This window comes from Brevibacterium album DSM 18261, from assembly GCF_000426445.1.
Lineage (GTDB): Bacteria > Actinomycetota > Actinomycetes > Actinomycetales > Brevibacteriaceae > Brevibacterium > Brevibacterium album.
Genome location: NZ_AUFJ01000009.1, coordinates 646,734 through 670,927, shown reverse-complemented (window position 1 = coordinate 670,927; position 24,194 = coordinate 646,734). Strand labels below are relative to the sequence as shown.

General features: G+C 70.7%; 18 protein-coding genes. 11 read left to right on the top strand and 7 right to left on the bottom strand.

Features of this window, described 5'->3' with window-relative positions:
• Positions 1–286 precede the first annotated feature (286 nt).
• On the top strand, positions 287–2,902 hold the full coding sequence (gene clpB, locus K318_RS0103090) for an ATP-dependent chaperone ClpB (RefSeq protein WP_029088389.1): 2,616 nt from the start codon (positions 287–289) through the stop codon (positions 2,900–2,902).
• Between the two features lie 111 nt (positions 2,903–3,013).
• Here the strand turns inward: clpB and K318_RS19015 are convergent, their stop codons facing one another.
• Positions 3,014–4,345, bottom strand: coding sequence for an MFS transporter (locus K318_RS19015; RefSeq protein WP_035280218.1), 1,332 nt, complete (start codon positions 4,343–4,345; stop codon positions 3,014–3,016).
• Complete coding sequence (locus tag K318_RS19010) at positions 4,342–5,031, bottom strand: GntR family transcriptional regulator (RefSeq protein WP_035280216.1); 690 nt, start codon at positions 5,029–5,031, stop codon at positions 4,342–4,344. Before K318_RS19010 ends, K318_RS19015 begins: the two co-directional genes overlap by 4 nt.
• Positions 5,032–5,371: 340 nt before the next feature.
• On the opposite strand from K318_RS19010, the gene K318_RS0103075 reads away from it, so the two are divergent.
• On the top strand, positions 5,372–7,183 hold the full coding sequence (locus tag K318_RS0103075; protein ID WP_245579757.1) for an ATP-binding cassette domain-containing protein: 1,812 nt from the start codon (positions 5,372–5,374) through the stop codon (positions 7,181–7,183).
• Between the two features lie 83 nt (positions 7,184–7,266).
• Here the strand turns inward: K318_RS0103075 and K318_RS0103070 are convergent, their stop codons facing one another.
• Together K318_RS0103070 and K318_RS0103065 are read right to left on the bottom strand one after the other, a co-directional pair.
• Positions 7,267–7,635 carry a hypothetical protein gene (locus K318_RS0103070; RefSeq protein WP_029088387.1) on the bottom strand — a complete coding sequence of 123 codons (369 nt, stop codon included), beginning with the start codon at positions 7,633–7,635 and terminating at the stop codon, positions 7,267–7,269.
• A gap of 135 nt (positions 7,636–7,770) precedes the next feature.
• Entirely contained in the window at positions 7,771–8,562 is a 792-nt protein-coding gene (locus tag K318_RS0103065; RefSeq protein WP_029088386.1) for an exodeoxyribonuclease III, read from the bottom strand.
• A gap of 64 nt (positions 8,563–8,626) precedes the next feature.
• Here K318_RS0103065 and K318_RS25415 point away from each other — a divergent pair, with 64 nt between their 5' ends.
• From K318_RS25415 to K318_RS25180, 7 genes are all read left to right on the top strand, one after another.
• The gene (locus tag K318_RS25415) at positions 8,627–9,742 is read left to right on the top strand and encodes an acyl-CoA thioesterase domain-containing protein (RefSeq protein ID WP_051297399.1); all 1,116 of its coding nucleotides are present in this window, start codon (positions 8,627–8,629) and stop codon (positions 9,740–9,742) included.
• 99 nt (positions 9,743–9,841) lie between these two features.
• Positions 9,842–10,765 carry an SDR family NAD(P)-dependent oxidoreductase gene (locus K318_RS19000; protein ID WP_245579741.1) on the top strand — a complete coding sequence of 308 codons (924 nt, stop codon included), beginning with the start codon at positions 9,842–9,844 and terminating at the stop codon, positions 10,763–10,765.
• Positions 10,766–10,902: 137 nt separating this feature from the next.
• Positions 10,903–11,472, top strand: coding sequence for an orotate phosphoribosyltransferase (gene pyrE / locus K318_RS0103050; RefSeq protein ID WP_029088384.1), 570 nt, complete (start codon positions 10,903–10,905; stop codon positions 11,470–11,472).
• 344 nt (positions 11,473–11,816) lie between these two features.
• Entirely contained in the window at positions 11,817–12,698 is an 882-nt protein-coding gene (locus tag K318_RS0103045; protein ID WP_029088383.1) for an ABC transporter ATP-binding protein, read from the top strand.
• A 4-nt stretch (positions 12,699–12,702) separates the two neighbouring features.
• Complete coding sequence (locus tag K318_RS18995) at positions 12,703–14,196, top strand: ABC transporter permease (RefSeq protein ID WP_051297397.1); 1,494 nt, start codon at positions 12,703–12,705, stop codon at positions 14,194–14,196.
• 131 nt (positions 14,197–14,327) lie between these two features.
• Positions 14,328–14,990: a TrmH family RNA methyltransferase gene (locus K318_RS24175; RefSeq protein WP_051297533.1), complete on the top strand. Its 663-nt coding sequence runs from the start codon at positions 14,328–14,330 to the stop codon at positions 14,988–14,990.
• Positions 14,991–15,166: 176 nt separating this feature from the next.
• A complete protein-coding gene (locus K318_RS25180) occupies positions 15,167–16,519 on the top strand; it encodes an LppM family (lipo)protein (RefSeq protein WP_029088381.1) in 1,353 nt (450 codons plus the stop codon).
• 247 nt (positions 16,520–16,766) lie between these two features.
• Here the strand turns inward: K318_RS25180 and K318_RS0103025 are convergent, their stop codons facing one another.
• The 3 genes from K318_RS0103025 to K318_RS0103015 form a co-directional block, all read right to left on the bottom strand.
• Entirely contained in the window at positions 16,767–17,936 is a 1,170-nt protein-coding gene (locus tag K318_RS0103025) for an acyl-CoA dehydrogenase family protein (RefSeq protein ID WP_029088380.1), read from the bottom strand.
• A gap of 41 nt (positions 17,937–17,977) precedes the next feature.
• Positions 17,978–19,171: an acyl-CoA dehydrogenase family protein gene (locus K318_RS0103020; protein WP_029088379.1), complete on the bottom strand. Its 1,194-nt coding sequence runs from the start codon at positions 19,169–19,171 to the stop codon at positions 17,978–17,980.
• Positions 19,172–19,277: 106 nt separating this feature from the next.
• Positions 19,278–20,717 carry an MFS transporter gene (locus K318_RS0103015; protein WP_051297394.1) on the bottom strand — a complete coding sequence of 480 codons (1,440 nt, stop codon included), beginning with the start codon at positions 20,715–20,717 and terminating at the stop codon, positions 19,278–19,280.
• A gap of 253 nt (positions 20,718–20,970) precedes the next feature.
• Here K318_RS0103015 and K318_RS18990 point away from each other — a divergent pair, with 253 nt between their 5' ends.
• On the top strand, positions 20,971–22,974 hold the full coding sequence (locus K318_RS18990) for a BCCT family transporter (RefSeq protein WP_084499546.1): 2,004 nt from the start codon (positions 20,971–20,973) through the stop codon (positions 22,972–22,974).
• 135 nt (positions 22,975–23,109) lie between these two features.
• Positions 23,110–24,132: a class II fructose-bisphosphate aldolase gene (gene fbaA, locus K318_RS0103005; RefSeq protein ID WP_029088377.1), complete on the top strand. Its 1,023-nt coding sequence runs from the start codon at positions 23,110–23,112 to the stop codon at positions 24,130–24,132.
• Positions 24,133–24,194 lie beyond the last annotated feature (62 nt).

Genomic DNA, 24,194 nt, shown 5'->3' with positions numbered 1-24,194 from the left:
CTTCACATGCAGTGCCTCGCGGGCAAATGTGATGCATTCGTTGTGCACGTGCGCATCATGTCGCGATCCGCGCCGGCGACCCGTCCCGTCGCGGTGACCGGCCTCGTCGGAGCGGGGTGCCGGCAGGCGGTTCCTGCTGAGGCCACTGTGCCACGAAGGGCGGGCACTCTCGAAATCTCACCTTGAGTGGAATAGACTCAACTTTGTTCCTGTTGACCTGTCAGAAGCACAGTGATCCGTGCGGGCGGCCTTGCCCGCACGGGCCCGAAGACAGAACGGAGTCCCCATGGAAGCCAAGTTCACCACCCGGTCGCAGGAGGTCCTGTCCGGTGCCGCCCAGGATGCGGTGGCACGCGGCAGCGGCCACATCGAGCCTGCCCACATCCTCGTCCAGCTGCTGAGCCAGCCGGAGAGCATCGCGGTCTCACTCCTCGAGGCCGCCGGCGCGCAGGTCGAGAGCCTGCGCGCCTCAGCCGAGCGCATCCTCGCAGCGCTCCCCACCGTCTCCGGCTCCTCCGTGAGCCAGCCCGGCCTCTCACGTCCCTCCATGGCGCTCATCAACGCCGCGGAACAGGAGATGCAGGCCCTCGGCGACACCTTCGTGTCCACGGAGCACCTGCTCCTGGGCGCTGCGTCCGACCAGGGCGAGGTGGGCGAGGCCATGAAGAGCGCCGGTGCCGCCCGTGAGGCTCTGCTGGCGGTCCTGCCCCAGGTGCGCGGCGGGAGGAAGGTCACGAGCGAGGACCCCGAGTCCACCTTCCAGGCGCTGGAGAAGTACGGCGTCGACCTCACCGCCGCCGCGCGCGAGCGCAAGCTCGACCCCGTGATCGGCCGCGATTCCGAGGTCCGCCGCGTCATCCAGGTGCTCAGCCGCCGCACCAAGAACAACCCGATCCTCATCGGCGAGCCCGGCGTGGGCAAGACCGCGGTGGTGGAGGGGCTCGCGCAGCGGATCGTCGCCGGCGATGTGCCGGAGTCCCTGCGCAACAAGCAGCTCATCAGCCTCGACCTCTCCGCGATGGTGGCGGGAGCCAAGTACCGGGGCGAGTTCGAGGAGCGCCTCAAGGCCGTGCTCGAGGAGATCAAGGGCTCCGACGGCGAGGTCGTCACCTTCATCGACGAGATCCACACGGTGGTGGGCGCCGGCGCCGGCGGGGACTCCAGCATGGACGCGGGCAACATGCTCAAGCCCATGCTGGCCCGCGGCGAGCTGCGGATGATCGGCGCCACCACGCTGGACGAGTACCGCGAGAACATCGAGAAGGACCCCGCCCTCGAGCGGCGATTCCAGCAGGTGTTCGTGGGCGAGCCCAGCGTCGAGGACACCATCGCGATCCTCCGCGGCCTCAAAGAGCGCTACGAGGCCCACCACCAGGTCACCATCGCGGACTCCGCGCTCGTGGCCGCGGCCTCGCTGTCCAACCGCTACATCCCGGACCGGCAGCTGCCGGACAAGGCGATCGACCTCGTCGACGAGGCGGCCTCGCGCCTGCGCATGGAGATCGACTCCGCCCCCATCGAGATCGACGAGCTCCGCCGTGCCGTGGACCGGCTCACGATGGAGGAGCTCGCCCTCTCGCAGGAGTCCGATGCGGCCTCGCGCGAACGCCTCGAGGCGCTGCAGGCGGACCTCGCGGACAAGCAGGAGGAGCTCGGCCGGCTCAATGCGATCTGGGAGCGCCAGCGCGCGGACCTCAACCGGGTGGGCGAACTGAGGAAGAAGCTCGACGACCTGCGTTCGCAGGCCGAGATCGCCACGCGGGAGACGGATCTGGAGACGGCCTCGCGCCTGCTCTACGGCGAGATCCCGGCGGTGGAGAAGGAGATCGCCGCCGCCGAGGCCGCCGAGGCGGAGAAGGAGGCCGCCGGTGCCGCGGGCTCGGGCTCCCGCATGGTCAACGAGCAGGTGGGCGCCGACGACATCGCCGAGGTCGTCGCGGCCTGGACCGGCATCCCCGCCGGGCGGCTGCTGCAGGGGGAGCGGGAGAAGCTCCTCCATGCGGAGGACGTCATCGGGGAGCGTCTCATCGGTCAGCGGGATGCGGTGCAGTCGGTCTCGGATGCGATCCGCCGCTCGCGGGCAGGCGTGTCCGATCCCGACCGGCCCACCGGCTCCTTCCTGTTCCTCGGGCCTACGGGCGTGGGCAAGACGGAGCTCGCGAAATCGCTCGCGGATTTCCTCTTCGACGATGAGCGGGCGCTCGTGCGCATCGACATGAGCGAGTACGGGGAGAAGCACTCCGTGTCCCGCCTCGTGGGCGCGCCTCCCGGGTACGTGGGCTACGAGTCCGGCGGCCAGCTCACCGAGGCCGTCCGCCGCAGGCCCTATTCCGTCGTCCTCCTGGACGAGGTGGAGAAGGCCCACCCGGATGTCTTCGACATCCTGCTGCAGGTGCTCGATGACGGCCGGCTCACGGACGGGCAGGGCAGGACCGTGGACTTCCGGAACACGATCCTCATCCTCACGTCCAACCTGGGCTCGCAGTTCCTCGTGGACCAGTCGCTGTCCGCGGAGGAGAAGCGGTCCAAGGTGATGGAGGTCGTGCACATGGCCTTCAAGCCGGAGTTCCTCAACCGGCTCGACGACGTCGTGCTGTTCGAGGCGCTGAGCACGCAGGAGCTGTCCCGGATCGTCGACCTGCAGATCGCGGCGATGCAGTCCCGTCTGGCGGAGAAGCGGATCACCCTGCAGGCCACCGGTGCGGCGAAGGACTGGCTCGCGATGGAGGGCTACGACCCCGCCTACGGCGCACGCCCGCTCCGCAGGCTGGTCCAGCGCGAGATCGGCGACCGGCTGGCCCGGGAGATCCTCTCGGGCGAGGTGCGCGACGGCGACGCCGTGACGGTGGACCGCCCGGACGCCTTCGACGAGCCGGGCCTGCGGCTCACGGCCGTGCGCTGAGGCTCACCGCCGTGCGGTGAGCGCGGCGGTGCCGGTGGGCAGGAGGCGGCGATGTGAGCGCTTTCTGTCGGCCTGAGTCGCTCAGACCGACAGAAAGCGCTCACTCGTCTTCTAGCGGCGGTCCGGTCCGGGGTCGTCCCGGTCGGCCTCGCCCAGTTCGGCATCGATGGTGCGCGGGGACCCGGCCAGCGCACCCGCGGCCCCCATCGCCGCCGCAAGCACGATGAGGCCGATCAGCGGTGCGTCCCAGCTCCCCGTGCGGGCCAGCACCACGCCGATGAGCAGGGGGCCGGCGGCGGCGAGCATATAGCCGGCCGACTGCACGAACGCGGAGACCTGGGCCGTCACCTCCGGCGAACGGGTGCGCGCACTGATGAGCGCAAGCGCGGAGGGGAAGGACAGCGCGCCGATCGCCAGGCACAGCGCCCACAGCCACGGGAGCGCGGTGGGTGCCAGCAGCAGCCCGGTGTAGCCCGCCATCGAGATCACGCCGTAGGCGCCGAGCACCCAGCGCGTGTGCCAGCGCCGCACGACGATGAGCGGTGCGATGAAGCCTCCCGGGACGCCCACGGCGATGAGGATCGTGACCATGAGGCCCGCGTCCACCGCCGAGAGCCCCGCGTCGCGGTAGATCTGCGCGACCCAGCCGAAATGGGTGTACGCGTGCAGCGACTGCAGCCCGAAGAAGAGCATGAGCATCCATGCGCCGCGGGAGCGCACCACCCCGCGCCGCCGGTCCTGGGAGGCCGCGGCGCGGTCGCTGTCACGCTCCTCCGGGGACGTGCCCGCGGAAGCCGCCGGCGCCTCGGCCCCATCCGAGGAGGCCCTGGGCCCGGTAGCCGGTGAGCCGTTCCCGGGCGCGGTGCTCACCGTGCTGCGGGCGGCGAGCCAGGTGAGAAGCGCCATGAGCGGGAGGACGGCCCAGACGCCCAGTCCCAGTCGCCAGCCGCCGGCGCTCGCCGTGAGCGGGGCGGTGAGCAGGGCAGGCAGCGTCGAACCCAGCCCGAGGCTCACGGTGAACAGCGTGACGGCGAGGGACTGGCGCTTCGGGAACCGGGCCTTCGCGAAGACCGGCAGCAGCACATTGCCCATCGCCATGCCTGCGAGCGCCAGGACGGTGAACCCGGCGAAGCCCCACCAGCCCTCGACGGCGACCCGCAGGGCCAGGCCGAGGCCGATCGCCGCGGCCGCCGCCGCGAGCGACCAGAACAGGCCGAGCGCGCGCAGGACGGTGAAGGCGAGCGCGCCGAACACGGCGAACGCGAAGCCGGGCATGGCGGTGAGCAGCCCGGTCTGCCAGCCGCTCAGCGCGAACGCCGCCTCGATCTCCGCGAGGACCGGGCCCACGGATGTGGCCGCGGGCCGCAGGCAGACGGCCAGCAGCGCGAGGCAGACGAGCGCGAGGACGTCGAGCCCGCGCTGGGAGGGGGCCGGCCGGCTCATGATGCGCTCCCGTCCGGGTGCTCGGCGAGGCGCGCCCGGACGGCTGCGGCCGCGTCCGGTGCGAGGTGCTCCAGGCTGCTCATGAGGTGGGCGGCGGCGAGACCGGCCGCGGCCTCGGCGTCCTGGGCTGCGATCGCCTCGCAGAGAGCGCGATGCTCCGCGGCGACCAGTTCCAGATCGTCGTGCTGTGCGAGGAGCCAGCGCATGCGACCGCCGAGGGTCTGCCCGAGCTCGTGCAGCAGCCGGTTCCCCGCCAGCTCCAGCACGATGTCGTGGAAGTCCGCGGCGGCGCGGCGGGCGGGGATAGTCTCGCCCCGGGAGGCGGCCTCGGCCTGGGTGCGGAGCGCGATGCGCAGGCGCTCGAGGCTCTCGGGCGTGCGGCGGTGCGCGGCGAGGCGGAAGGCACGGGCCTCCCAGATGCGGCGCACCTCCATGAGGTCTGCGATGTCATCCGGGGAGAGCACCCGCACGGTGGCCCAGGTGCGCGGGCGGAGGGTCACGAGCCCTTCCGCCGCGAGCGCCCTGAGGGCATCGCGGACCGGAACCCTGCTCACTGCGAGCTCTTCGGCGAGGCTGCGCTCCACGAGCCGGCTGCCGGGGGCGCGGACGCCGTCGAGGATCTGCTCGCGGAGGTGCCGTGTGACGCGGGAGGCTTCAGAGTCCTGCTCGAGGTCGTCCGGGGTCATGCGAGCCCGTGGAGGCGGGTGTGCGGGGCCCGGGTCTCGGGGCCGAGGGGGCGGTCCCCGGCTGCGCTCGCCTCCGCGGCGGGCTCCGCGCATCGGCGGAGAGGCCGGGGGGCCGTGTCGGTGAGAGCGCAGGCGTCCCGAGCGGGACCGGAGGTGATCATGCTCCCCACGATAGCATTTGGTATACCAAAAACGGGGCGCTGTGCGGTGCGCCGCCGCTCTCGGAGTCGCGACGGTGCGCGTGCCCGGGAGAGCGGCGATAGAATCGCCTCGGCGGAGGAGTATGCACGGTTTCTGCGGGAGAGTGTGGTAGCAGGTGGATGAGGCGGCAGTGCTCGAGATGACCGGGGTCACCGTGAGTGCGGGCCGCCGGGCTCGGCTGTGGGATGTGGACCTGACGCTCCGCAGCGGGGAGATCGTCGCCCTGATCGGTGAGAACGGCGCGGGCAAGTCCACGGTGATCGAAGTGGCGAGCGGCAGGCTCCCGCGGACCGCGGGAGAGCTGCGCGTGGACGGTGAGCCCGTCGACCCGGGCGACGAGTCCGAGGCGCTCGCCGCGGGCATCAGCACCGTCGCGCAGCGCCCGCGGATCCCGGCGGTGCTGCTCACCGCGGAGGCCCTCTATCGGCTGGTCCCGGAGGGGCGGGCGCCGCAGGACAAACGCGCCGCCGCACGTGAGGCGTTCGCCGCTCACGGCATCGGGCTCACCGGTGAGGAACGCGTGGGGGATCTCTCCGATGTGGAGCTCGCCCTCATGGAGATGGTCCGGGTGGCCGGAGAGGACAGCCGGGCCGTGCTCCTCGACGAGGTCTCGAGCTCCTTCAGCGGCTACGACATGCTGCTGTTCCTGGACCTGCTCGAGTCGATCGCGGCACAGGGGCGGGCAGTCCTCTTCGTCACGCACCGCCTCGACGAGGTGCAGGGCATCTGCGAACGGGCGGTGGTGCTCAAGAACGGCGAGGTGCGCGCTGAGGTGAGCGGCCGCGACCTCAATCGGGATTCCATGGTGTGGCTCATGTACGACCAGCGGTTTCCGCACCGCTCCCGCCCGCAGGCGGCACGGACCGGCCGGCCTCTGCTCAGCGTCTCGGGGCTGAGCACCCCCGAAGGCGTGCGCGAGGTCTCGCTGTCCGTGAAGTCGGGCGAGGTGCTCGGCCTGGCCGGGCTGCGCGGGTCCGGCGTGGAGAGCTTCGTCCGCGCGATCACGGGCAGGGGGCCGGTCTCCGCCGGCCAGGTGCTCCTCGACGGGACTCCGCTCGGCCACGAGACGGTGGACGGCGTGAGCTTCTTCTCCACGCGCGAAGGGCTCGGGGAGCTGACGGAGGACGACCAGGTGGTCGACGTCATGCTCCGCCGGGCACCCGCCGCCGCAGGGGAGTCCTTCGCGGACGAGCGGGATCGGCTGCGAGAGGCGATCCAGGACATCCGCAGGTACGCTATCGGCGTCTACAGCCTCCGGCAGCCGGTGAGCACGCTGTCCGAGGGAACGCGCCGCAAGGTCGAGCTCTCACGCGCGAACTCCGAGCAGCATCAGGTCTACGTCTACGACGACCCGACGCGGGGCATCGACGAGGCGGGCAGGGCTGCGTTCCACGACTACGTCCAAGAGGCCGCGGCATCCGGCAGCGCGGTGGTGCTGGCCTCCTCGGACCTCACCGAGCTCATCGGCTGCTGCCACCGGATCGCGGTGTTCCGCGACGGCCGCAGCTGCGGCGTGTTCGACAACTCCGTGCTGAATGAGGACCGGCTCGTGGAGCTCTCCTCGGGGCGGATGCCGACCCCGGATTCGGGCACCCGGGCCCCCGCGCACGCGGCGCCGCCCCCACCGCCTCCCGCAGCGGCGCCCTCTGCCTCGGCCGCGCCCGCGGTTCCGCCTGCTTCCGCGGGTGCCGTTCCGGACGCGGGGGAGGCCGAGCCTGCCGTCGTCGCGCCTCGGCGGCACGCGGCACCCGAGAGGCCCGCAGCGGTGGAGGACGAGCATCCGCGGAGTCCCGCACCCGGGCGCGACCCCGCCGACCCCACCGCGGGGCACCTCGACTGGTCGCACAGCAGGGTGGTGCCGTTCTGGCATCCGGCGGACGAGGCCGAGGAAGGTCCCTCCGAGGGGGTCGGCCACCGGGAGCAGATCCGCAGACTGTTCGGCGAGCCCTGAATGCACTGAGTGAGCGGTTTCGGTCGGTTTGCCACGCGCAAACCGACCGAAACCGCTCACTCAGTGGAGAGAGGCCGGGTCTCTCAGACCTGGACGCTCTTGGCGACCTGCTTGAGCTTGTGGCGGGCGAGGGCGAGGTTGGCCTTCTCCTTGTCCAGCACCAGGTAGATGAACAGACCCTCGGTGCTGTCCGAGGCGAGCACGTTGATGAGGTGGTACTGGTCGCCCAGCGTGATCATGATGTCCTCGATGGGGGTGCTGACCCCCAGATCGCGCATCGTGTTCAGCTTGGCGCGGACCACGTTCGAGTTGCCGGCGGCGGCGACATCGAGGTCGAAGGCCGGGTTGCCGCCTGTTGCGAGCGCCATGCCGGAGGCGATGTCGACGATGGCGGCGCCGTTGGAGCCGTCGATGGAGAGGAGTTCCTGGATCGAGCGGGTGATCTCGGACATCTGCTTGCCTTTCTCGGATGCGCTGGGTTGCGCTGGGGGGGGTCTGCGGGGTCGGGCTCCCGGGCGGGAGCGGCCGCACTCATCATTCCACAGACGCACCGGCTCCCCACGCGTGCGGGCCCTGCCCTCCAGGTCTCAGACCGCGTAGTCGACGATGACGGGGGCGTGGTCGGAGGCGCCCTTGCCCTTGCGCTCCTCGCGGTCGATGACGGCGGCCTCGGCGGTCCTCGCCAGGGCGGGGGAGGCGAGCTGGAAGTCGATGCGCATGCCCTGCTTCTTGGGGAAGCGCAGCTTCTGGTAGTCCCAGAAGGTGTAGACGCCGGGACCCGGGGTGAACTGCCGGGTCACCTCCTCAAGCCCTGCGGCCTCCAGCGCTGCGAAGGCCGCCCGCTCCTGCGGGGAGACATGGGTGGCGCCCTCGAACTCCGCCATGTCCCACACGTCCTCGTCGAGCGGGGCCACATTGAAGTCGCCGGTGAGGACGAAGCGGTCCTCCGGGTCGGCGGCCAGACGCGCGAGGGCGACGGTGCGCAGCCGCTCCAGCCACTCGAGCTTGTACGCGTAGTGGGGGTGGTCGAGCTCGCGGCCGTTGGGCACGTACAGCGAGTACACGCGGACGCCTCCCGTCACCGCGGACAGCGCCCGGGCCTCGGCGGCACCGTCCTCCCCGAATCCGGGCATCTCGTGGAAGCCGATCTCGACGTCCTCGAGCCCCACGCGCGAGGCGATCGCCACGCCGTTCCACTGGTTGAGACCGTGGAAGGCCACCTCGTAGCCCCGCTCGTCGAAGATCTCGCGGGGGAACTGCGCGTCCTTGCACTTGAGCTCCTGGATGGCCAGGACGTCCGCATCGGAGCGGTCGAGCCACGCCCCGATCCTCTCGGCACGGGCGCGGATGGAGTTCACGTTCCAGTTGGCGATGCGCATGCGGTCAGCCTATCCGAGGAGGCTGCGCGGCAGGGCGAGCCCCCGGGGCGGATAGATTGGCGGCATGGCTGCACTCAACCACCACCTCGGCGCCGGCGGCGAGGACCTCCCCCTGGCCTATTTCGTCCGCACCGGAGAGTCCTCCTATCGCTCCACGCTCCATTCCCAGGGCGCCTGGCAGTCCGGCGAGCAGCACATGGGTGCGGCCTCGGGCCTCGTCGTCCAGCACCTGGAGCGCGCGCTGCCGAGCGACAAGCTCATCTCGCGCATCACCTTCGACATCCTGGGTGTCATCCACTCGGGTGAGTTCGACATCGAGGTCGAGGTGGTCCGGCCAGGGCGCACCATCGAGCTCGTGGAGGCGCGCATGGTGCATCGTGCCGCGCACACCGGCGCCGAGGCCGTGCCCGGGGCTCCCCGTCCGGCGGGTGCGGAAGGCGGTCCGCATGCGGCGAGGGGCGCTGCCGCAGAGGGGCGGCCGCGCACGTCCGTCGTGGCGCGGGTGTGGCGGCTGCAGTCCTCGGACACCTCGCCTGTGACCGGCGACGAGTTCGAGCCCTTCCCCGGCTGGGCCGAATGCGAGCCGCGGAACCTGAGCCGCCTGTGGCCCGGCGGGTACATCGCCTCGCTTTCCGGGGCCGAGGCGCCCGGCGGGGGACCCGGCCGCCGCCGCGTGTGGGTGCGCTCGGACGTGCCGCTGGTGGCCGGTGAGGAGGACGGGCCGTTCGCGGGCTTCGTCAAGCTGGCGGATTCCATGAACGGCCTGGCCGTGCGCGAGGACCCGCAGCGGATCTTCTTCCCCAATGTGGACCTCTCCCTCCACTTCCTGCGCGCGCCGGAGGGGCTGACGGGGACGGGGGGCGGGGGCGCGACCTCGGGCGGCGCTGGAAACGCGGGAACCGAAGACGCGGCCGGTGCGGCGAGCAGGGAGGCCGGGAGCACGGCCTCGGCCGCCGCTGCGAGTGCGGGTGCCGGAGACACGGGCGCTGGGGCTGTGCGTGCTGCGGATCCGGGGCATGCGGGCGCGGGGGCCTTCGGGTTCGACGTGCGACAGAGCTTCGGCCCCACGGGCTCGGGCCTCACCGAGGCGGCGTTCCACGACGCGCGGGGTCCGCTGGGAACCGCCTCGCAGTCGCTGACCGTGCGGATGCCCACGGGGGCCGGCCGCGCGGACGGGTGAGGCACATGCGAGAGAGGCCCGCATGTTCCCTTTCGCACCACACCGCGGCGTGGTGCGAAAGGGAATATGCGGGCCGTATCGGAGAGAGCGGGGAGAGGCGTGAGCGTGAACGAGGCGGATGGGGCCGGAGGAGCGGTGTCCGAGGGTGACGAACAGAGTCGGACGCGGCGAGCCGGCGGGTCCGGCGGTGTGCAGCAGGCCGACGAGGTGCAGCAAGCCGGCGACGGAGAGCGGCAGGCCGACGAGGTGCAGCTGAGCGAGCGGCCGTGCGCGCTCATCACGGGCGCGAGCGCCGGCCTCGGGCTCGTGTTCGCGGAGCGGCTGGCGTGCGAGGGGTACGACGTGATGCTCGTCGCCCGCGACGCGGAGGCTCTGCGACGATGCGCCGCCGGGCTCGAGCGCACATACGGCCACCGGGCACTCGCCCTCCCCGCGGACCTCGCGACGGATGAGGGCATCGACCGCGTGGCGCGCTTCATCGACGGCACCCGGGTCGACGTGCTCGTGAACAACGCCGGGTTCGGGCTGCGCACCTCTCTCCTGGAGACGGAGCCGGAGGCGCTCGCCGCCAGCGATTCGGTCATGCTCACCGCCGTCACGCAGCTGAGCTGGCACGCCGCGCGCCGGATGCGTGAACGCGGCAGGGGCGGGATCCTCACGGTCTCCTCGCTCGCGGCGCTGGGGGCCTACGGGGTGTACTCGGCGGCGAAGAGCGCGGCGATGATCGTCACGGAGGCGCTCGCCGCAGAGCTCGCGGACACTCCCGTGACGGCGACGGCCGTGCTGCCGGGATTCGTGCGCACGGAGTTCCACGACCGCATGCGGGTGCGGCGGACGGGGCCGGACTGGATCTGGCTGGAGCCGGAGCACGTCGTGGACACGGCGCTGCGTGATGCCCGCGCCGGGCGGACCGTGAGCGTCGCCGGCTGGCAGTATCGGTGCGCGCATGCACTGCTGCAGGTGCTGCCGCGTCCGCTCGCGCGGGAGGCCAGCAGCGGCTTCCGCCGGTTCCGGAGGCGCTGAGCGGAGAACGCCCGCACATTCCCTTCGGCACCGCACTGCGGCGTGGTGTGCTGTCTCAGGAGAGAGCAGACACGCTCTCCCAGGACATGGCGGACACGCACGCATGGGGCCCTGGCGGAGCGGATACGATTCCTCCCATGACTGACACCCGTGCGCAGCTGCTCGCCCTCGTCGATGAACTGGCCGTGGTCCGCGGCCGCGTGACCCTGTCCTCGGGCAGGGAGGCCGACTACTACCTCGACCTCCGCCGCGTCACCCTCGACCACCGCTCCGCCCCGCTCGTGGGCGATGTCGTCCTCGACCTCCTGGAGGAGAACGGCCTCCTCACCGGGGAGACCGCCGTGCAGGCCGTGGGCGGACTGACGATGGGCGCGGATCCGGTGGGCACCGCCGTCATGCACCGCTCCGTGGTGCGCGGGACGCCGCTGGACTCCTTCGTCGTGCGCAAGGCGGCCAAGGAGCACGGCATGGGGCGCCGGGTCGAGGGTCCCGATGTCGCGGGCCGGCGGGTCGTCGCCGTCGAGGACACCTCGACGACGGGCGGCTCCGTCCTCACCGCGGTCGAGGCGCTGCGCGAGGCGGGTGCCGAGGTCGCCGCCGTCGTCGTGGTCATGGACCGTGAGACCGGCGCCAAGGAGCGGGTGGAGCAGGAGGCGGGCGTCCCGTACCTCTCAGCGCTGAGCACCCGCGACCTCGGCTTGGACTGAGGCGGGGCGCTCGCTTCGCAGGGTATGTGCTTTCTGCTCGGAGCCGGCCGCTTTCGCGCAGAATGCACATGCGTCCCGCGCGGTGGGGTGCCACGTCCCGCGCGTCGGCGCACCGCGCAGCCTGTGAGTCTGCACCGAAGCCGCTGACTCGCCCGCCTCCGCGTTTGCCGCGCGGGGCGCTCGCCACCAGACTGAACCACGGCACACTGAGAACCGGCACACACTTCGGGCACCGGGGCGCGATCATGGAGATGGTCGGGCCGCGGAGCTCGAGCGCAGCAGGGGCTCGGCGCATCCGGTGCCCGCTCGGGCGGGCGCACAATCCAACGCATAAGGACATCCACGTGCTCACAGTGAAGGGACTGACGGTCTCCTCGGGTAGGAAGACCTTCCTCAAGGACGTCTCGTTCGAGGCGAAGGCCGGTCGGCTCACCGGTGTGGTGGGGCTGCGCGGCTCCGGCAAGACCGAGCTCGTGCGGGCCGTCATGGGGCTCATCGATCCCGCGGAGGGGACGATCGAGCTCGAAGGCCATGCCCTGGGCTTCGGCGACCGCCAGAACTTCGGCTATCTGCCGAGCGAGCGGGGCGGCTACCCGCGGATGAAGGTGCTGGAGCAGATCGTGTACCTCGCCCGCCTGCACGGCATGAGCCTGGGTGCGGCCGAGCAGAACGCGGTCACCCTCCTGGCGCGGCTGGATCTGTCCGACCGCGCATACGCCCAGCTCAGCCACCTCTCGGGCAGCGAGATCGCGCGCGTGGACATCGCCGCGGTCCTGGCCGCGGACCCGGACGTCGTGGTCCTCGATGAGCCCTTCGACGGTCTCGACGCCGATTCCGCTGAGCGGGTCTTCGCGCTGCTGCGCGACCACGCGGAATCCGGTGTGCCCGTCCTCTTCACCTCGGAGAAGTGGAAGCAGGCGCAGGACGCGGCTGATGACCTCATCGTCCTCGCCCACGGCCGCATCGTCGGCCAGGGCACGCTCGAGGAGCTGCAGGGCGAGTCCCGCAGCTTCCGTCTGCGCCTGGCCGACGCCGGTGCAGCGGCCGCGGCGGCGAAGGCGGCATCCGCGGCCGGCGCCGAGGACGTGGCCGTCGACGGTGCGCTCGTCGCCTTCCGCGCCCCCGATGAGGTCGCCGCGGCCTCCTATGTCTCCGGCATCACCGGGGCCCGCGAGTTCGGGCCGGTGACCCGCGATCTCTCAGAGCTGTTCAAGGAGTCGGTGTAAGCACATGGTCGATGACAACCGCGACGAGAAGAAGAGCGCTCCCGGGGGGAGCGGCGGTCCCGAGGACCTCGACATCGTGAGGGGAGGGGCAGGCGACGAGAGCGCCTTCGAGGAGGACTTCATCGACCTCGGGGACGAGGACCAGGTGCCGGAGGAGCTGCGCGAGGACCGGCCGGATCCGGCCACCGTGCCCAAGACCGGACTCGTGAGCGAGTTCCACGATCTCTCCGCCTCGCAGGCGGCCTATCTCGTGGCGCACCGCGAGACCTCGACGGTCTCCCGGAGCCCGCTGTTCTACGTGAGCGCGCTCGTGCTGGGCCTCGCGACGATCGCCGCCCTCATCATCGGCTTCCAGCAGACCGGGTCAGAGGCCGGCGGCAACAGCACGCTCGCGGTCGTGGGCGTGCCGGAGGAGCAGGCGGACGCCTTCGCCCAGCAGATCGGCATCCCCGTGGTCGTCGCGGAGACGGTCGAGGACGGCGAGGCCATGCTGCGCAGCGGTGAGGCCGGCGCGGTCTACGCGATGGACCCCACCGGCATGGGCCAGGCCCAGCTCATCGCGCTCGACCGCGAGCCCACCGCGGTCCTCGACAGGCTCAACCAGCCCATTCCCGTCCAGTTCGTCGAGGAGCCCGCGGTCGACTCCTCGCTCGCCGATCCGGTGGGCTGGGGCCTGGGCGCCATCGTGCTGCTCGCGGCCCTCGTGATGGGCGCGGCGCTGTACCAGAACCTCCGGACGGAGAAGCGCAACCGCCTTGCCGAGGTCATCGCCTCTGCCGTGCCCGCGCGCTCCTCGGCCTGGGGCCGGGTCTACGGCCTGAGCCTGCTGTCCCTGACGTTCGTGCTGGTGGGGGCCGGTGTGCTGCTCATCGGCCTGTCGATCGGACAGCGGACCTCCGAGGCCGTCGCCCTCCTCCCCGGGCTGGGCTGGTTCGCGCTCATCGCGCTGGCCACCGTCTTCCTCGTGCTGTCCGCGCACCTCTGGATCTCGACGAGTGCGACGAGAGCGGCCCGGCGCATCGGCTACGGCGCGGTCGTCGTGCTGGCGGCCGCGGGCGCGGTCCTGCCGATGTTCTTCCGCGCCGAGCAGACGGTGCTCACGGTGCTCTCCTACGTGCCGTTCAGCTCGCCGGTCGCGATGCCCCTGCGCTTCTTCGGCGACAACGCCGAATGGTGGGAGGGTCTGGCTGCGGCCGCCGTCGCCGGTGCCGTGGGGCTCATCGTCTTCCTGCTGGCCTCGGCGGCCTACCGCCGCACTCTGCTGGCGGGTGCCGGACGCGCCGGGCGCAGCGCCGTCGCCCGCAGGTCCCGGAAGGCGGGCCGGGGAGCGGCTGCCGCCTCGGCGGGCGCGGAGGATGCTCCGGAGGGTGCCTCGGCGACGGGTTCCGATTCCGGGAAGGGCGGCACCGCCGAGGCTGCGGAGGCGAAGGCCGGTGCGGCCGGGAAGTCCGCTGGGGCCGGGAAGTCCGGCGGTGCGGCCGAGAAGAACGGGAAGTGAGCGGACGGCACTCCGCGGCCGGGGCGGAGGCGGGCACCGCGCCCGCGGGCCGCGAAGTGCGCGCACAGACGCCCGGTGCGGTGCCTGAGGCGCCTCGGGCTCCCGGTGAGGCATCGGAGGCCGAGGCGCCCCTGACCCCCGGTGAGACGCCGGTGGACGTGGGGCCCCAGGCCTCCGGCGGAGCGCCGGTGGGCGTGGGGCCCTGGGAGGGTGCACCGCCGGCGGGCGAGCACTGGGATCCCGAGCTGCTCGCCCAGGGCGACCGGCGGAATGTGGCGGACCGGTACCGGTACTGGAGCGTCGAGGCGATCGTCGCGGACCTGGATGCGCATCGCCACGGCTTCCATGTGGCCGTCGAGAACTGGCAGCACGACCTCAACATCGGCTCGGTGGTGCGCACCGCCAACGCCTTCAACGCTGCGGCCGTGCACATCGTGGGGCGCAGGCGCTGGAACCGGCGCGGGGCGATGGTCACCGACCGCTACCAGCACCTGCACCACCATCCCGATGCCAGGGCGCTTGCGGACTGGTGCGCGGAGCGTGACCTGCCGCTCATCGGCATCGACAACTTCCCCGACTCCGTGCCCCTGGAGACCTTCGAGCTGCCCGAGCGCTGCGTCCTGCTGTTCGGCCAGGAGGGGCCAGGGCTGAGCGAGGAGGCGCATGCCGCGTGCGAGGCCGTGCTCTCGATCGCGCAGTTCGGTTCGACGCGCTCGATCAACGCCGCCGCTGCCGCCTCCGTGGCGATGCACGCCTGGGTCCGGCGGCACGTCTTCGGACAGCGGGTGAGCTGAGCGCGGGTGGAGCGGCGCGGACCGGTGGCGGCGAGCCGAGTGAATCTCCCCGCCCGAGCGATCACTTTCCCCAGCCACGTGACGGAAGACGGCCGGGAGAAGTGATCACTGAGCGCCGCTGATAGGTTGGGCGGGTACGCGGCGAGGCCGTCACCGCACCCGGATCGGAGCCCATCATGCGCGCCAGCACTGCGCAGCAGCGCACCAGACCTTTCGTCTTCGGCATCGTGGCGGCCCTGCTCGCCCTTGTGCTCAGCGGATGCGTCAAGCTCAACGCCGATTTCCAGATCGCTGCGGACGAGACCGTCAGCGGCAGCCTGGCCATGCTCGTGGACCCGCGGGCGTTCGAGGATCTGGGCCAGCCCGTCGACGAGGCGGAGCTCGACAGATCGGTGGCGGAGATGCAGAACGATCCCAGCGTGCCGGACGGCGTCACCGTGGAGAAGCTCATCGACGACGATGGCTACATGGGCATGCTCATGACGTTCGACCGGGTGCCGGCGGAGGAGTTCTCGACGGGATCCGCGACCTCGGAGTTCGGTGGCCCATCGATGGAGGGCATCAGCGTCTCCTCCGCGGACGGCGAGATCAGCTTCGAGATGTCCAACCCGGTGGCCGAGGCCGGCGGCGAGGCGGGCATGGGCATGGGGTCCATGCGCACGGCCTTCGACGAGGCCCGCGTCTCCGTCTCCTTCCCCGGCGCCGTGATCGACGCCGAGGGCGCGGAGATCTCGGGGAAGACGGCCACCTGGGATCTCCGTGACTTCGAGGGTGACTTCCTCTCCGCGACGGCGAATGCGAGCGGCTTCCCCTGGTGGGTCGTCTTCGTCATCGTGGGCGCCGTGGTGGTGCTCGGCGCCGCGGCGCTCATCGTGTTCCTCGTGCTGCGGTCGAGGAAGAAGCAGCAGGGCGGCGCACTGGGCGGTCCCGGGGTTCCCGGCGGCTTCCCCGGAGCGCCCGGCGGATCATACCCGGGAGCGCCGGCAGGGCCGGGAGCACCGGGCGGGCCGGGAGGCCACCCCGGCAGGCAGTACCCGGGGATTCCTGCAGGTCACTCGGGTGGACCCCACCCCGGCGGGCCTCACCCGGGTGGACCGGCCGGACCGGGATACCCGGGAGGGGCGCGCCCGCAGGGGCCCATGGGCGGAAGCGGGCCGATGGGTCCGCCGGCTCCCGGCGCCTACACCGGTGGGCCGTCGGCTCCCGGCTCCGGTGCACCTCCGGCGGGACCGCCGCCGGGGTACGCACAGCCTTCCCAGCCCGGAGCGGGCGGCTATCCCGGTGCACCTCAGCAGGGCGGACAGGGGCATCCGCACCCCGGTGCTGCGTCGCACCCCGGCCCCGGTGGTCGCCCGGGGCCGATGTCCGCTCCCCACCACTCCGCACCCCCGACGCATCCGCAGCACCCGCAGCACCCGCAGCAGGGTCCCGGTGCGGGCGCGAGCTCAGGCCCGCAGGCGCCGGGACCCCGGTCGGACGGACGCGATCCCGGCGACGACAGCCGCTTCGCGCCTCCCGGCCAGCGGTGAGCGCAGCGCACGTCTCACACTGAAACTGCAAGTGAAACTCAAACTGCAGATTCGGAGTTTGAGTTTCACTTGCAGTCTTGGACTCATGGTGTGGAGCGCGGACCGAACCGCGCGGCCGCTTGGCACCAGGAGGTGCACAGGGTTCTCCACCAAGCACACGTAACGCCACCGCAGATATCCCGGATCTGCGGTGGCGTTACGTGCATCAGAGCGGCGTGGGGCGGAACCCCGGCGGAGAGCGCCCCGATCAGCTCAGATCGGCCGCGTGCGGCTCGAGGAGGCCGCCCAGCGAGGCGAGCTCCTGCGTGACCTCGTCCTTGTCGTCGAAGGTCCGGGTGATGACGGTGAGGCGCTTGGCGAAGTGGCCGATGGGGTACTCCATCGTCATGCCGATGCCGCCGTGCATCTGGATCGACTCCTGGCTGATCTCGCGTGCCGCCTTGTCGATGATGAGCTTGGCGGCCAGCACGTCGCGGTGACGCGACTTGGAGTCCACTGCGCCCTCTCCGGTTGCCGCGGCCGCCTCCTCGCCGGCGACTGCGAGCTTCGCGTACAGCGCCATCGACTTGGCACCCTCCAGCGTGGCGTAGGCGTCCGCGGCACGGTGCTGGAGCGCCTGGTTGACGCCGATGGGCGCCCCGAACTGCTCGCGCGTCTTGAGGTACTCCGCCGTCATCTGCAGGGAGGTCTCCATGGCGCCCACGGCCTCGGCGGCGAGGGCCGCATTGGCCGTGTCGACGACCTTCTCGATGACCGCAGAGGCATCCCCGGAGCCCAGCCGCACAGCCTGCGCACCGTCGAAGCGGACGGAGCCGGTGCGCACGCCGTCTGCCTGCGTGCGGGGGGAGACGGTCACGCCCTCGGCATCGGCGGCCACGAGGAACAGCCCCACACCGCCGTCGGCCGCGGCGGAGACGATGAAGGTGTCCGCATCGGCAGCGCCCAGCACCGAGGTCTTCTCGCCGGTGACGGCGTATCCCTCGCCGGCCTCGGCGGCGGAGGCGGCCGGGGAGGTGAGGTCATAGCGGCCGGCCGGCTCGAAGCCCGCGAACGCGAGCAGGGTCTCGCCTGCGACGACGCCGGGGAGGATCTCCGCCTTCTGCGCATCCGTGCCGGCGGCGTTCACGAAACCTCCGCCCAGCACGACGGTCGAGAGGTAGGGCTCGAGCACGAGGGCCCGGCCGAACTCCTCCATGACGACGGCGACCTCGGCGAAGCCCATGTCCGCGCCGTCGTAGTCCTCGGCGAAGGGCAGGCCCAGCAGGCCGAGCTCCGCGAACTGCTCCCACTTCTCGCGGCTCCAGCCCGTCTCCGAGGCGAGGATCTCCTCGCGGGTCGCGGCGTCGTACTCGGACTTCAGCAGGCGTGCGACGGTGGACTTCAGCTCGCGCTGGTCTTCTGTGAGTTCCAGGTCCATCTGTGTTCTCTCCTTGGATCCGTAGGTCTGGGCTGGCCGGGTCAGAGACCCAGGATCGCCTTGCTGATGATGCCGCGCTGGACCTCGGACGAACCGCCGTAGATGGTCACCTTGCGGTAGTTGAAGTAGTCGGGCAGTGCGCTGGCCGCTGCGCCGGGGAGGTCGGTGAAGCCCTCGCCCACCGCGGTCGAGTCGACGAAGTCGAGGCCCTGGGGGCCGAGGACGTCGACGAGCAGCTCGGTGATGTCCTGCTGGAGCTGCGAGCCGTGGAGCTTGAGGACGGAGGAACGGGGGTCCGGCTTGTCGGAGCCGGCGGCCTGCGTGGAGAGGATGCGCAGCTGTGTGAACTCGAGGGCGGTCAGGCGCGCCTCGATCTCCGTGAGGCGTGCGGAGAACAGCGGATCGTCCAGGAGCGTCCCGCGGGAGGTCTTGGTCATGGCGGCGTAGGCCTTGGCACGGGCCAGGTTCACCTTTGACATGCCGATCCGCGCGATGCCGGTGCGCTCGTTGCCCAGGAGGAACTTGGCGTACGTCCAGCCCTTGTTCTCCTCGCCCACGAGGTTCTCGACCGGGACCTCGACGTCCTCGAAGAAGACCTCGTTGACCTCGTGGCCGCCGTCGATGAGCTGGATCGGCCGCACCGTGACGCCGGGCGACTTCATGTCGATGAGCAGGAAGGAGATGCCGGCCTGCTTCTTCACGGTGGGGTCGGTGCGGACGAGCATGAAGATCCAGTCGCCGTACTGGCCGAGCGTCGTCCAGGTCTTCTGGCCGTTGACGATGTACTTGTCGCCCTTGCGGACCGCGGAGGTCTTGAGCGAGGCGAGATCGGAGCCGGCGTTGGGCTCGGAGAAGCCCTGCGCCCACCAGATGTCCACGTTCGCCGTGGCGGGGAGGAAGCGGTCCTTGATCTCCTTGGAGCCGAAGGTCGCGATGACGGGGCCCACCATGGAGGCGTTGAACGCCAGCGGCTGCGGCACGCACGCCAGCTGCATCTCCTCGAGCCAGATGTGGCGCTGCACGGGCGTCCAGTCCTGGCCGCCGTACTCGACGGGCCAGTTGGGCACTGCGTAGCCGTGCTGGTTGAGGATGCGCTGGGACGTGACGATGTCGTCCTTCGTCAGGTCCTGACCGGTGGCCACCTTGAAGCGCAGCTCTTCCGGGATCTCGGTGCGGTAGAACTCGCGCATGTGCTGCGCGAACTCCAGCTCTTCCTTGTTCAGAAGCTGGTCCATGAACACTCCTGTGTGTGCGGTTGCTTGGGGTGTAAGACCCCGGGTGAGTGGTGCTGCGGCCGTCGGCGGGCCGTTGCCGCGAGTCTAACAAGTTACTGTACGCTCGTTAAGTCGCGCGAATGCGCGGATCAGCGCCGGCGGGTGCCCTGATCCCCAGGAACAGCACGAGCCCCACCGCCAGGACGAGGGCGATGCCCAGGGCTCCTGCGCGCTGGAAGCCCAGGAGCATGACGGCGAGGGAGAAGCAGGCGGGACCGAGGAAGCTGACCGCGCGCCCCGTGGTCGCGTAGAGGCCGAAGTTCTCACCGGCGTGCTCCGGCGGTGTGATCCGGGCGAGATAGGAGCGCGAGGACGCGAGCACCGGGCCGACGAAGATGCACAGGAACATCGCCGCCGCCCAGAAGACGACGGGCGAATCGGAGAGCAGGATCGGGATCGCTCCGATGATGAGGCAGACGAGGCTCACGACGATGACGATCCGGGGCCCGAGGCGGTCGTCGAGCACACCCGCCCCCACCGATCCGAGACCGGCCACGAGATTCGCCGCGACTCCCAGCACGATGACCTCCGAGGGGGAGAAGCCGTAGGATCCCGCGGCAAGGATGCCGGCGAAGGCGAAGATCGCGGCGAGCCCGTCGCGGAAGACGGCGGAGGCGATGAGGAAGCGCAGGGTGGTGTGGTCCTCGCGCCACATGCGTGCGAGCCTCCTGCCCAGCCGGCGATAGTCGGCGGCGAAGCCGCGGAGGTAGGAGAGCGGAGAGGCGCCCGAGGCGCGGGCGGGGCGGGCGGCCGGGTTCGCCTCGGGCGCGGGGGAGGTCTCAGCCTGCGCACTCCCGGCCTGCGCGGCGGTCCCTTCCGCGCTCCCTGGTGCCGCCTTCGTCCCGGACGTGGCCGAGCGCGGCCCCATGAACAGCACGGGAAGTGCGAAGACCGCGAACCAGGCGGCGGCGAGGAGGGCGACGAGGCGATAGCGCAGGCCGTTCTCGTCCGTGGCGCCGAACAGGCCGGTCTCCGGCTGGATGACGGTGAACAGGAGCAGCACGAGGAGGGCGAGCCCGCCCAGGTAGCCCAGCCCCCAGCCCAGTCCGGAGATCCTGCCGACGGTGGCCGGGGTGGAGAGTGAGAGCAGGATGCTGTTGTAGGAGACCTCCGCGAACTCGAAGAACACGCTGCCTGCGGCCAGCAGGATCAGTCCCAGCCACAGGTGCTCGGGGGTGTCGCGCACGAAGAACATGGCGGCCATGGAGGCGATCACGACGAAGGTGTGGAAGCCCAACCAGAAGCGGTGCCGTCCGCCGGTGTCCGCGCGCGTGCCGATCGCGGGGGCGACGAGGGCGATGACGAGGCCGGCTGCGGCCGTGGCCCAGCCGAGGGCGGCGGAGCCCGAGGCCTCGTCCGCGGCGACGGCCGAGGTGAGGTAGGGCGCGAAGACGAAGGTGACGATGACGGCGTTGAAGGCGGCGGAGCCCCAGTCCCACAGGGCCCAGGCCGCAACGGCGCTGCGGCTGGGGGCGCCGGGGACGGGGCCGATGCGCGGGGTGCTCATACGGGAACTGTAGCCATGCGGTGGCATGGAGCACACCTGCGGAGGGTGTTCCCTGGGGGTGAAGGCGGCGCTGCGGCGGCGTGCTGGCGGGAACGGGGTGCGCGGTGTCCGGACGGTCTCGGATTGCACTTCGACTTGCACATGTGGTGTTGTCGTAACCGAGCCCGTGTCATATTGCGGTACCGCGTGACTCGCATCACAGGAGTGTGCGATTGTGGTCCTTGCGCTGTTCGCAACTTGGAAGGTGACAAATATGAGCAGAGGAAACGAAGAAGAACCGGAGGCGGTTCTCATCAGTACGCAGGCGGACGACCTCGAAGATGAGGGAGTCGACGGCGACTCCCCGGAATCCGCGGATGAGGACCTGTTCCGGGAGCAGGCACAGGCCTTCGTGGCCGAAGAGCTGGGCGAGGCGCCCGAGTCCTCTGTTGAGGAGCTCGATGAGGCCGAGCAGCTGCAGGAGCGCGATTCGGACAAGCGCATCGTCGGGAAGCTTCGTGCCCAGGGAGTGGTGCTGGGGAAGGGGACGATCGCCCCGCGGGTCTTCTGGCCTGCCCTCATCGTGATCCTCGGCGTGGCAGTGGCCGCGATCGCGTTTCCGGACGCGATCGGCAGCGCCTTGGAAGCCATCAACGGGTGGATCGTGTCGACGTTCGGCTGGTACTACATGGTCGTAGTGGCCGGCTTCATCGCCTTCTGCCTGTTCATCGGCCTGAGCAAGTTCGGGAACGTGAGGCTGGGCAATGACGACGACAGGCCCGAGTTCGGCCTGCTGTCCTGGTTCGCGATGCTCTTCGCCGCAGGCATGGGCATCGGTCTCGTCTTCTACGGGGTGGGCGAGCCGCTGGGCTACGCCACCTTCGACGCGAAGCCGGGATGGCCGCAGGGCGGGGACGAGCAGACCGGCTTGGCGATGGCTCAGACCTTCGTCCACTGGGGCCTGCACCCCTGGGCGATCTACGCCGTCATCGGCCTGGCGCTGGCCTATGCCATCCACCGGCGCGGGCGGCCGATCTCCATCCGCTGGGCGCTCGAGCCGCTGTTCGGTCAGGCGGTCAAGGGCTGGTTCGGGGATCTCGTGGATATCCTCGCGGTGTTCGGCACGGTGTTCGGCATCGCAACCTCGCTCGGCCTGGGCGTGCAGCAGATCGCCTCCGGCATGCAGGCGATCGGCATCGTCGATGCCGTGGACAACCTCGTTCTCGTGGTCCTCATCGTCGTCATCACGTTCATCGCGATCCTCTCCGTGGCTTCGGGCGTGGGCAAGGGCATGAAGTGGCTGTCGAACATCAATCTCACGTTGGCCGGAGTGCTCCTGGTCAGCGTGCTCGCACTGGGTCCGACCCTCTTCCTCATGCGGAACTTCGTGGAGTCCCTGGGTGTCTACCTCGCCAATTTCATGGGCATGACCTTCGACTCCGGGGCATTCACGGGCGCGGAGGGCGAGGCATGGAATGCCGCCTGGACCATCTTCTACTGGGGCTGGTGGATCTCGTGGGCGCCCTTCGTGGGCGTCTTCATCGCCCGCATCTCCCGCGGCCGGACCATCCGTCAGTTCATCGCGGGCGTCCTGCTCGTGCCCAGCATTGTGGGCTTCCTCTGGTTCTCCGTGCTGGGCGGCACCGGCATCTGGCGTCAGCTGTACAGCGACGATCCGATCTTCCCCGAGGGCGGCGACGTCGCTGCAGAGGCCGCGCTCTTCGACATGCTGAATGGCCTGCCGTTGGGCGCGATCCTCTCTGTCATCGCGATCATCCTGGTGGCGATCTTCTTCATCACCTCCTCGGACTCGGGCTCGCTCGTGGTGGACATGCTGGCCTCGGGCGGGCATCCCAACCCGCCGACCTGGTCCCGTGTCCTCTGGGCGGTGATGGAGGGCCTCCTCGCCATCGCCCTGCTGCTGGCCGGCGGCCTGGGGGCGCTGCAGGCTGCGGCGCTCGCGACGGCCCTGCCGTTCAGCGTGGTGCTGCTGCTCATGTGCTTCTCGACGCACAGGGCGCTGCGCGAGGAGATGCGGATCACGGAGTACGCCAGGCGCGAGGCCCGGCTCCAGGCGGGCTACCTGTTCATGCGCTCGCATGTGAAGTCCAGCTTCGAGGACGAATGGAGCGACAAGATCGAGTCGCGCATCGACAATCGCATCGACTATCGGATAAGTGCGACGAGAGGCCCTGTCGTGCTCCGTCGTGCTGGTTCGGGTGGGCTCGAGCCCGACACCCGCGGGCGTTCCCGGGGCCAGGGCCACGAGGGCCGCTGAAGGAGTGTTCCGACGCCGAGGCGGGAGCAGGCATGCCTGCTCCCGCCTCGGCGTGTGACTGGTGGAAACCTGCGGCGGGTGAAAGCATGGGTGCGGAGACTTCCCCGTCCCGGTTCCCCATACGAAGGAGAAGCCATGCCCATCGCCTCCCCCGAGGTCTACTCCGAGCTCATCGACAACGCGAAGTCCAAGGGCTTCGCCTATCCGGCGGTGAACTGCACGTCCTCGCAGACCATCAACGCGGCGATCCGCGGGTTCGCGGAGGCGGAGTCGGACGGCATCATCCAGATCTCCACCGGGGGCTCCGAGTACATCTCCGGCCCCACGGTCAAGGACCAGGTGCGGGGAGCGGTGGCCTTCGCGGTGTTCGCCGCCGAGGTCGCGAAGTCCTATGACGTCAACATCGTCCTGCACACGGACCATGCGCCCAAGGACAAGGTGGAGTCGTGGGTGAAGCCGCTGCTGGCGCTGTCGCAGGAGCGTGTGAAGCGCGGTGAGGACCCGCTGTTCGGCTCGCACATGTGGGACGGCTCGGCGGTGCCGCTGGAGGAGAACCTGCGGATCGCGGAGGAGCTCCTCGAGCTGTCGAATGCGGCGAAGACCCTGCTCGAGGTCGAGATCGGCGTGGTCGGCGGCGAGGAGGACGGCGTCGAGAACGAGATCAACGACAAGCTCTACACCACGGTCGAGGACGCCCGCGCCACGGTGCAGGCGCTGGGCGCGGGTGAGAGGGGGCGCTACCTCACGGCGCTGACCTTCGGCAACGTCCACGGCGTCTACAAGCCGGGCAATGTGCGGCTGCGCCCGGAGCTGCTGGGCGAGATCCAGCAGACGATCGGTGCCGAGGTGGGCCAGGACAAGCCCTTCGACCTCGTCTTCCACGGCGGCTCCGGCTCGACGGCAGAGGAGATCGCCGAGGCCGTGCGCCACGGTGTGGTGAAGATGAACATCGACACGGACACGCAGTACGCCTTCTCGCGCCCGGTGGCCGATCACATGTTCCGGAACTACGACGGCGTGCTCAAGATCGACGGCGAGGTCGGCAACAAGAAGATCTACGACCCCCGCGCCTGGGGCAAGGCCGCCGAGGCGAGCATGGCCGCCCGCATCGTGGAGGCCTGCGAGAACCTGGGCTCCGCCGGCAACCGGATGAGGTGAGTGCGGACGCGGGGGTGTGCGTGGGGCCTGGCGGAGAAAGCGGGCATTGCACGTCTGCGTGA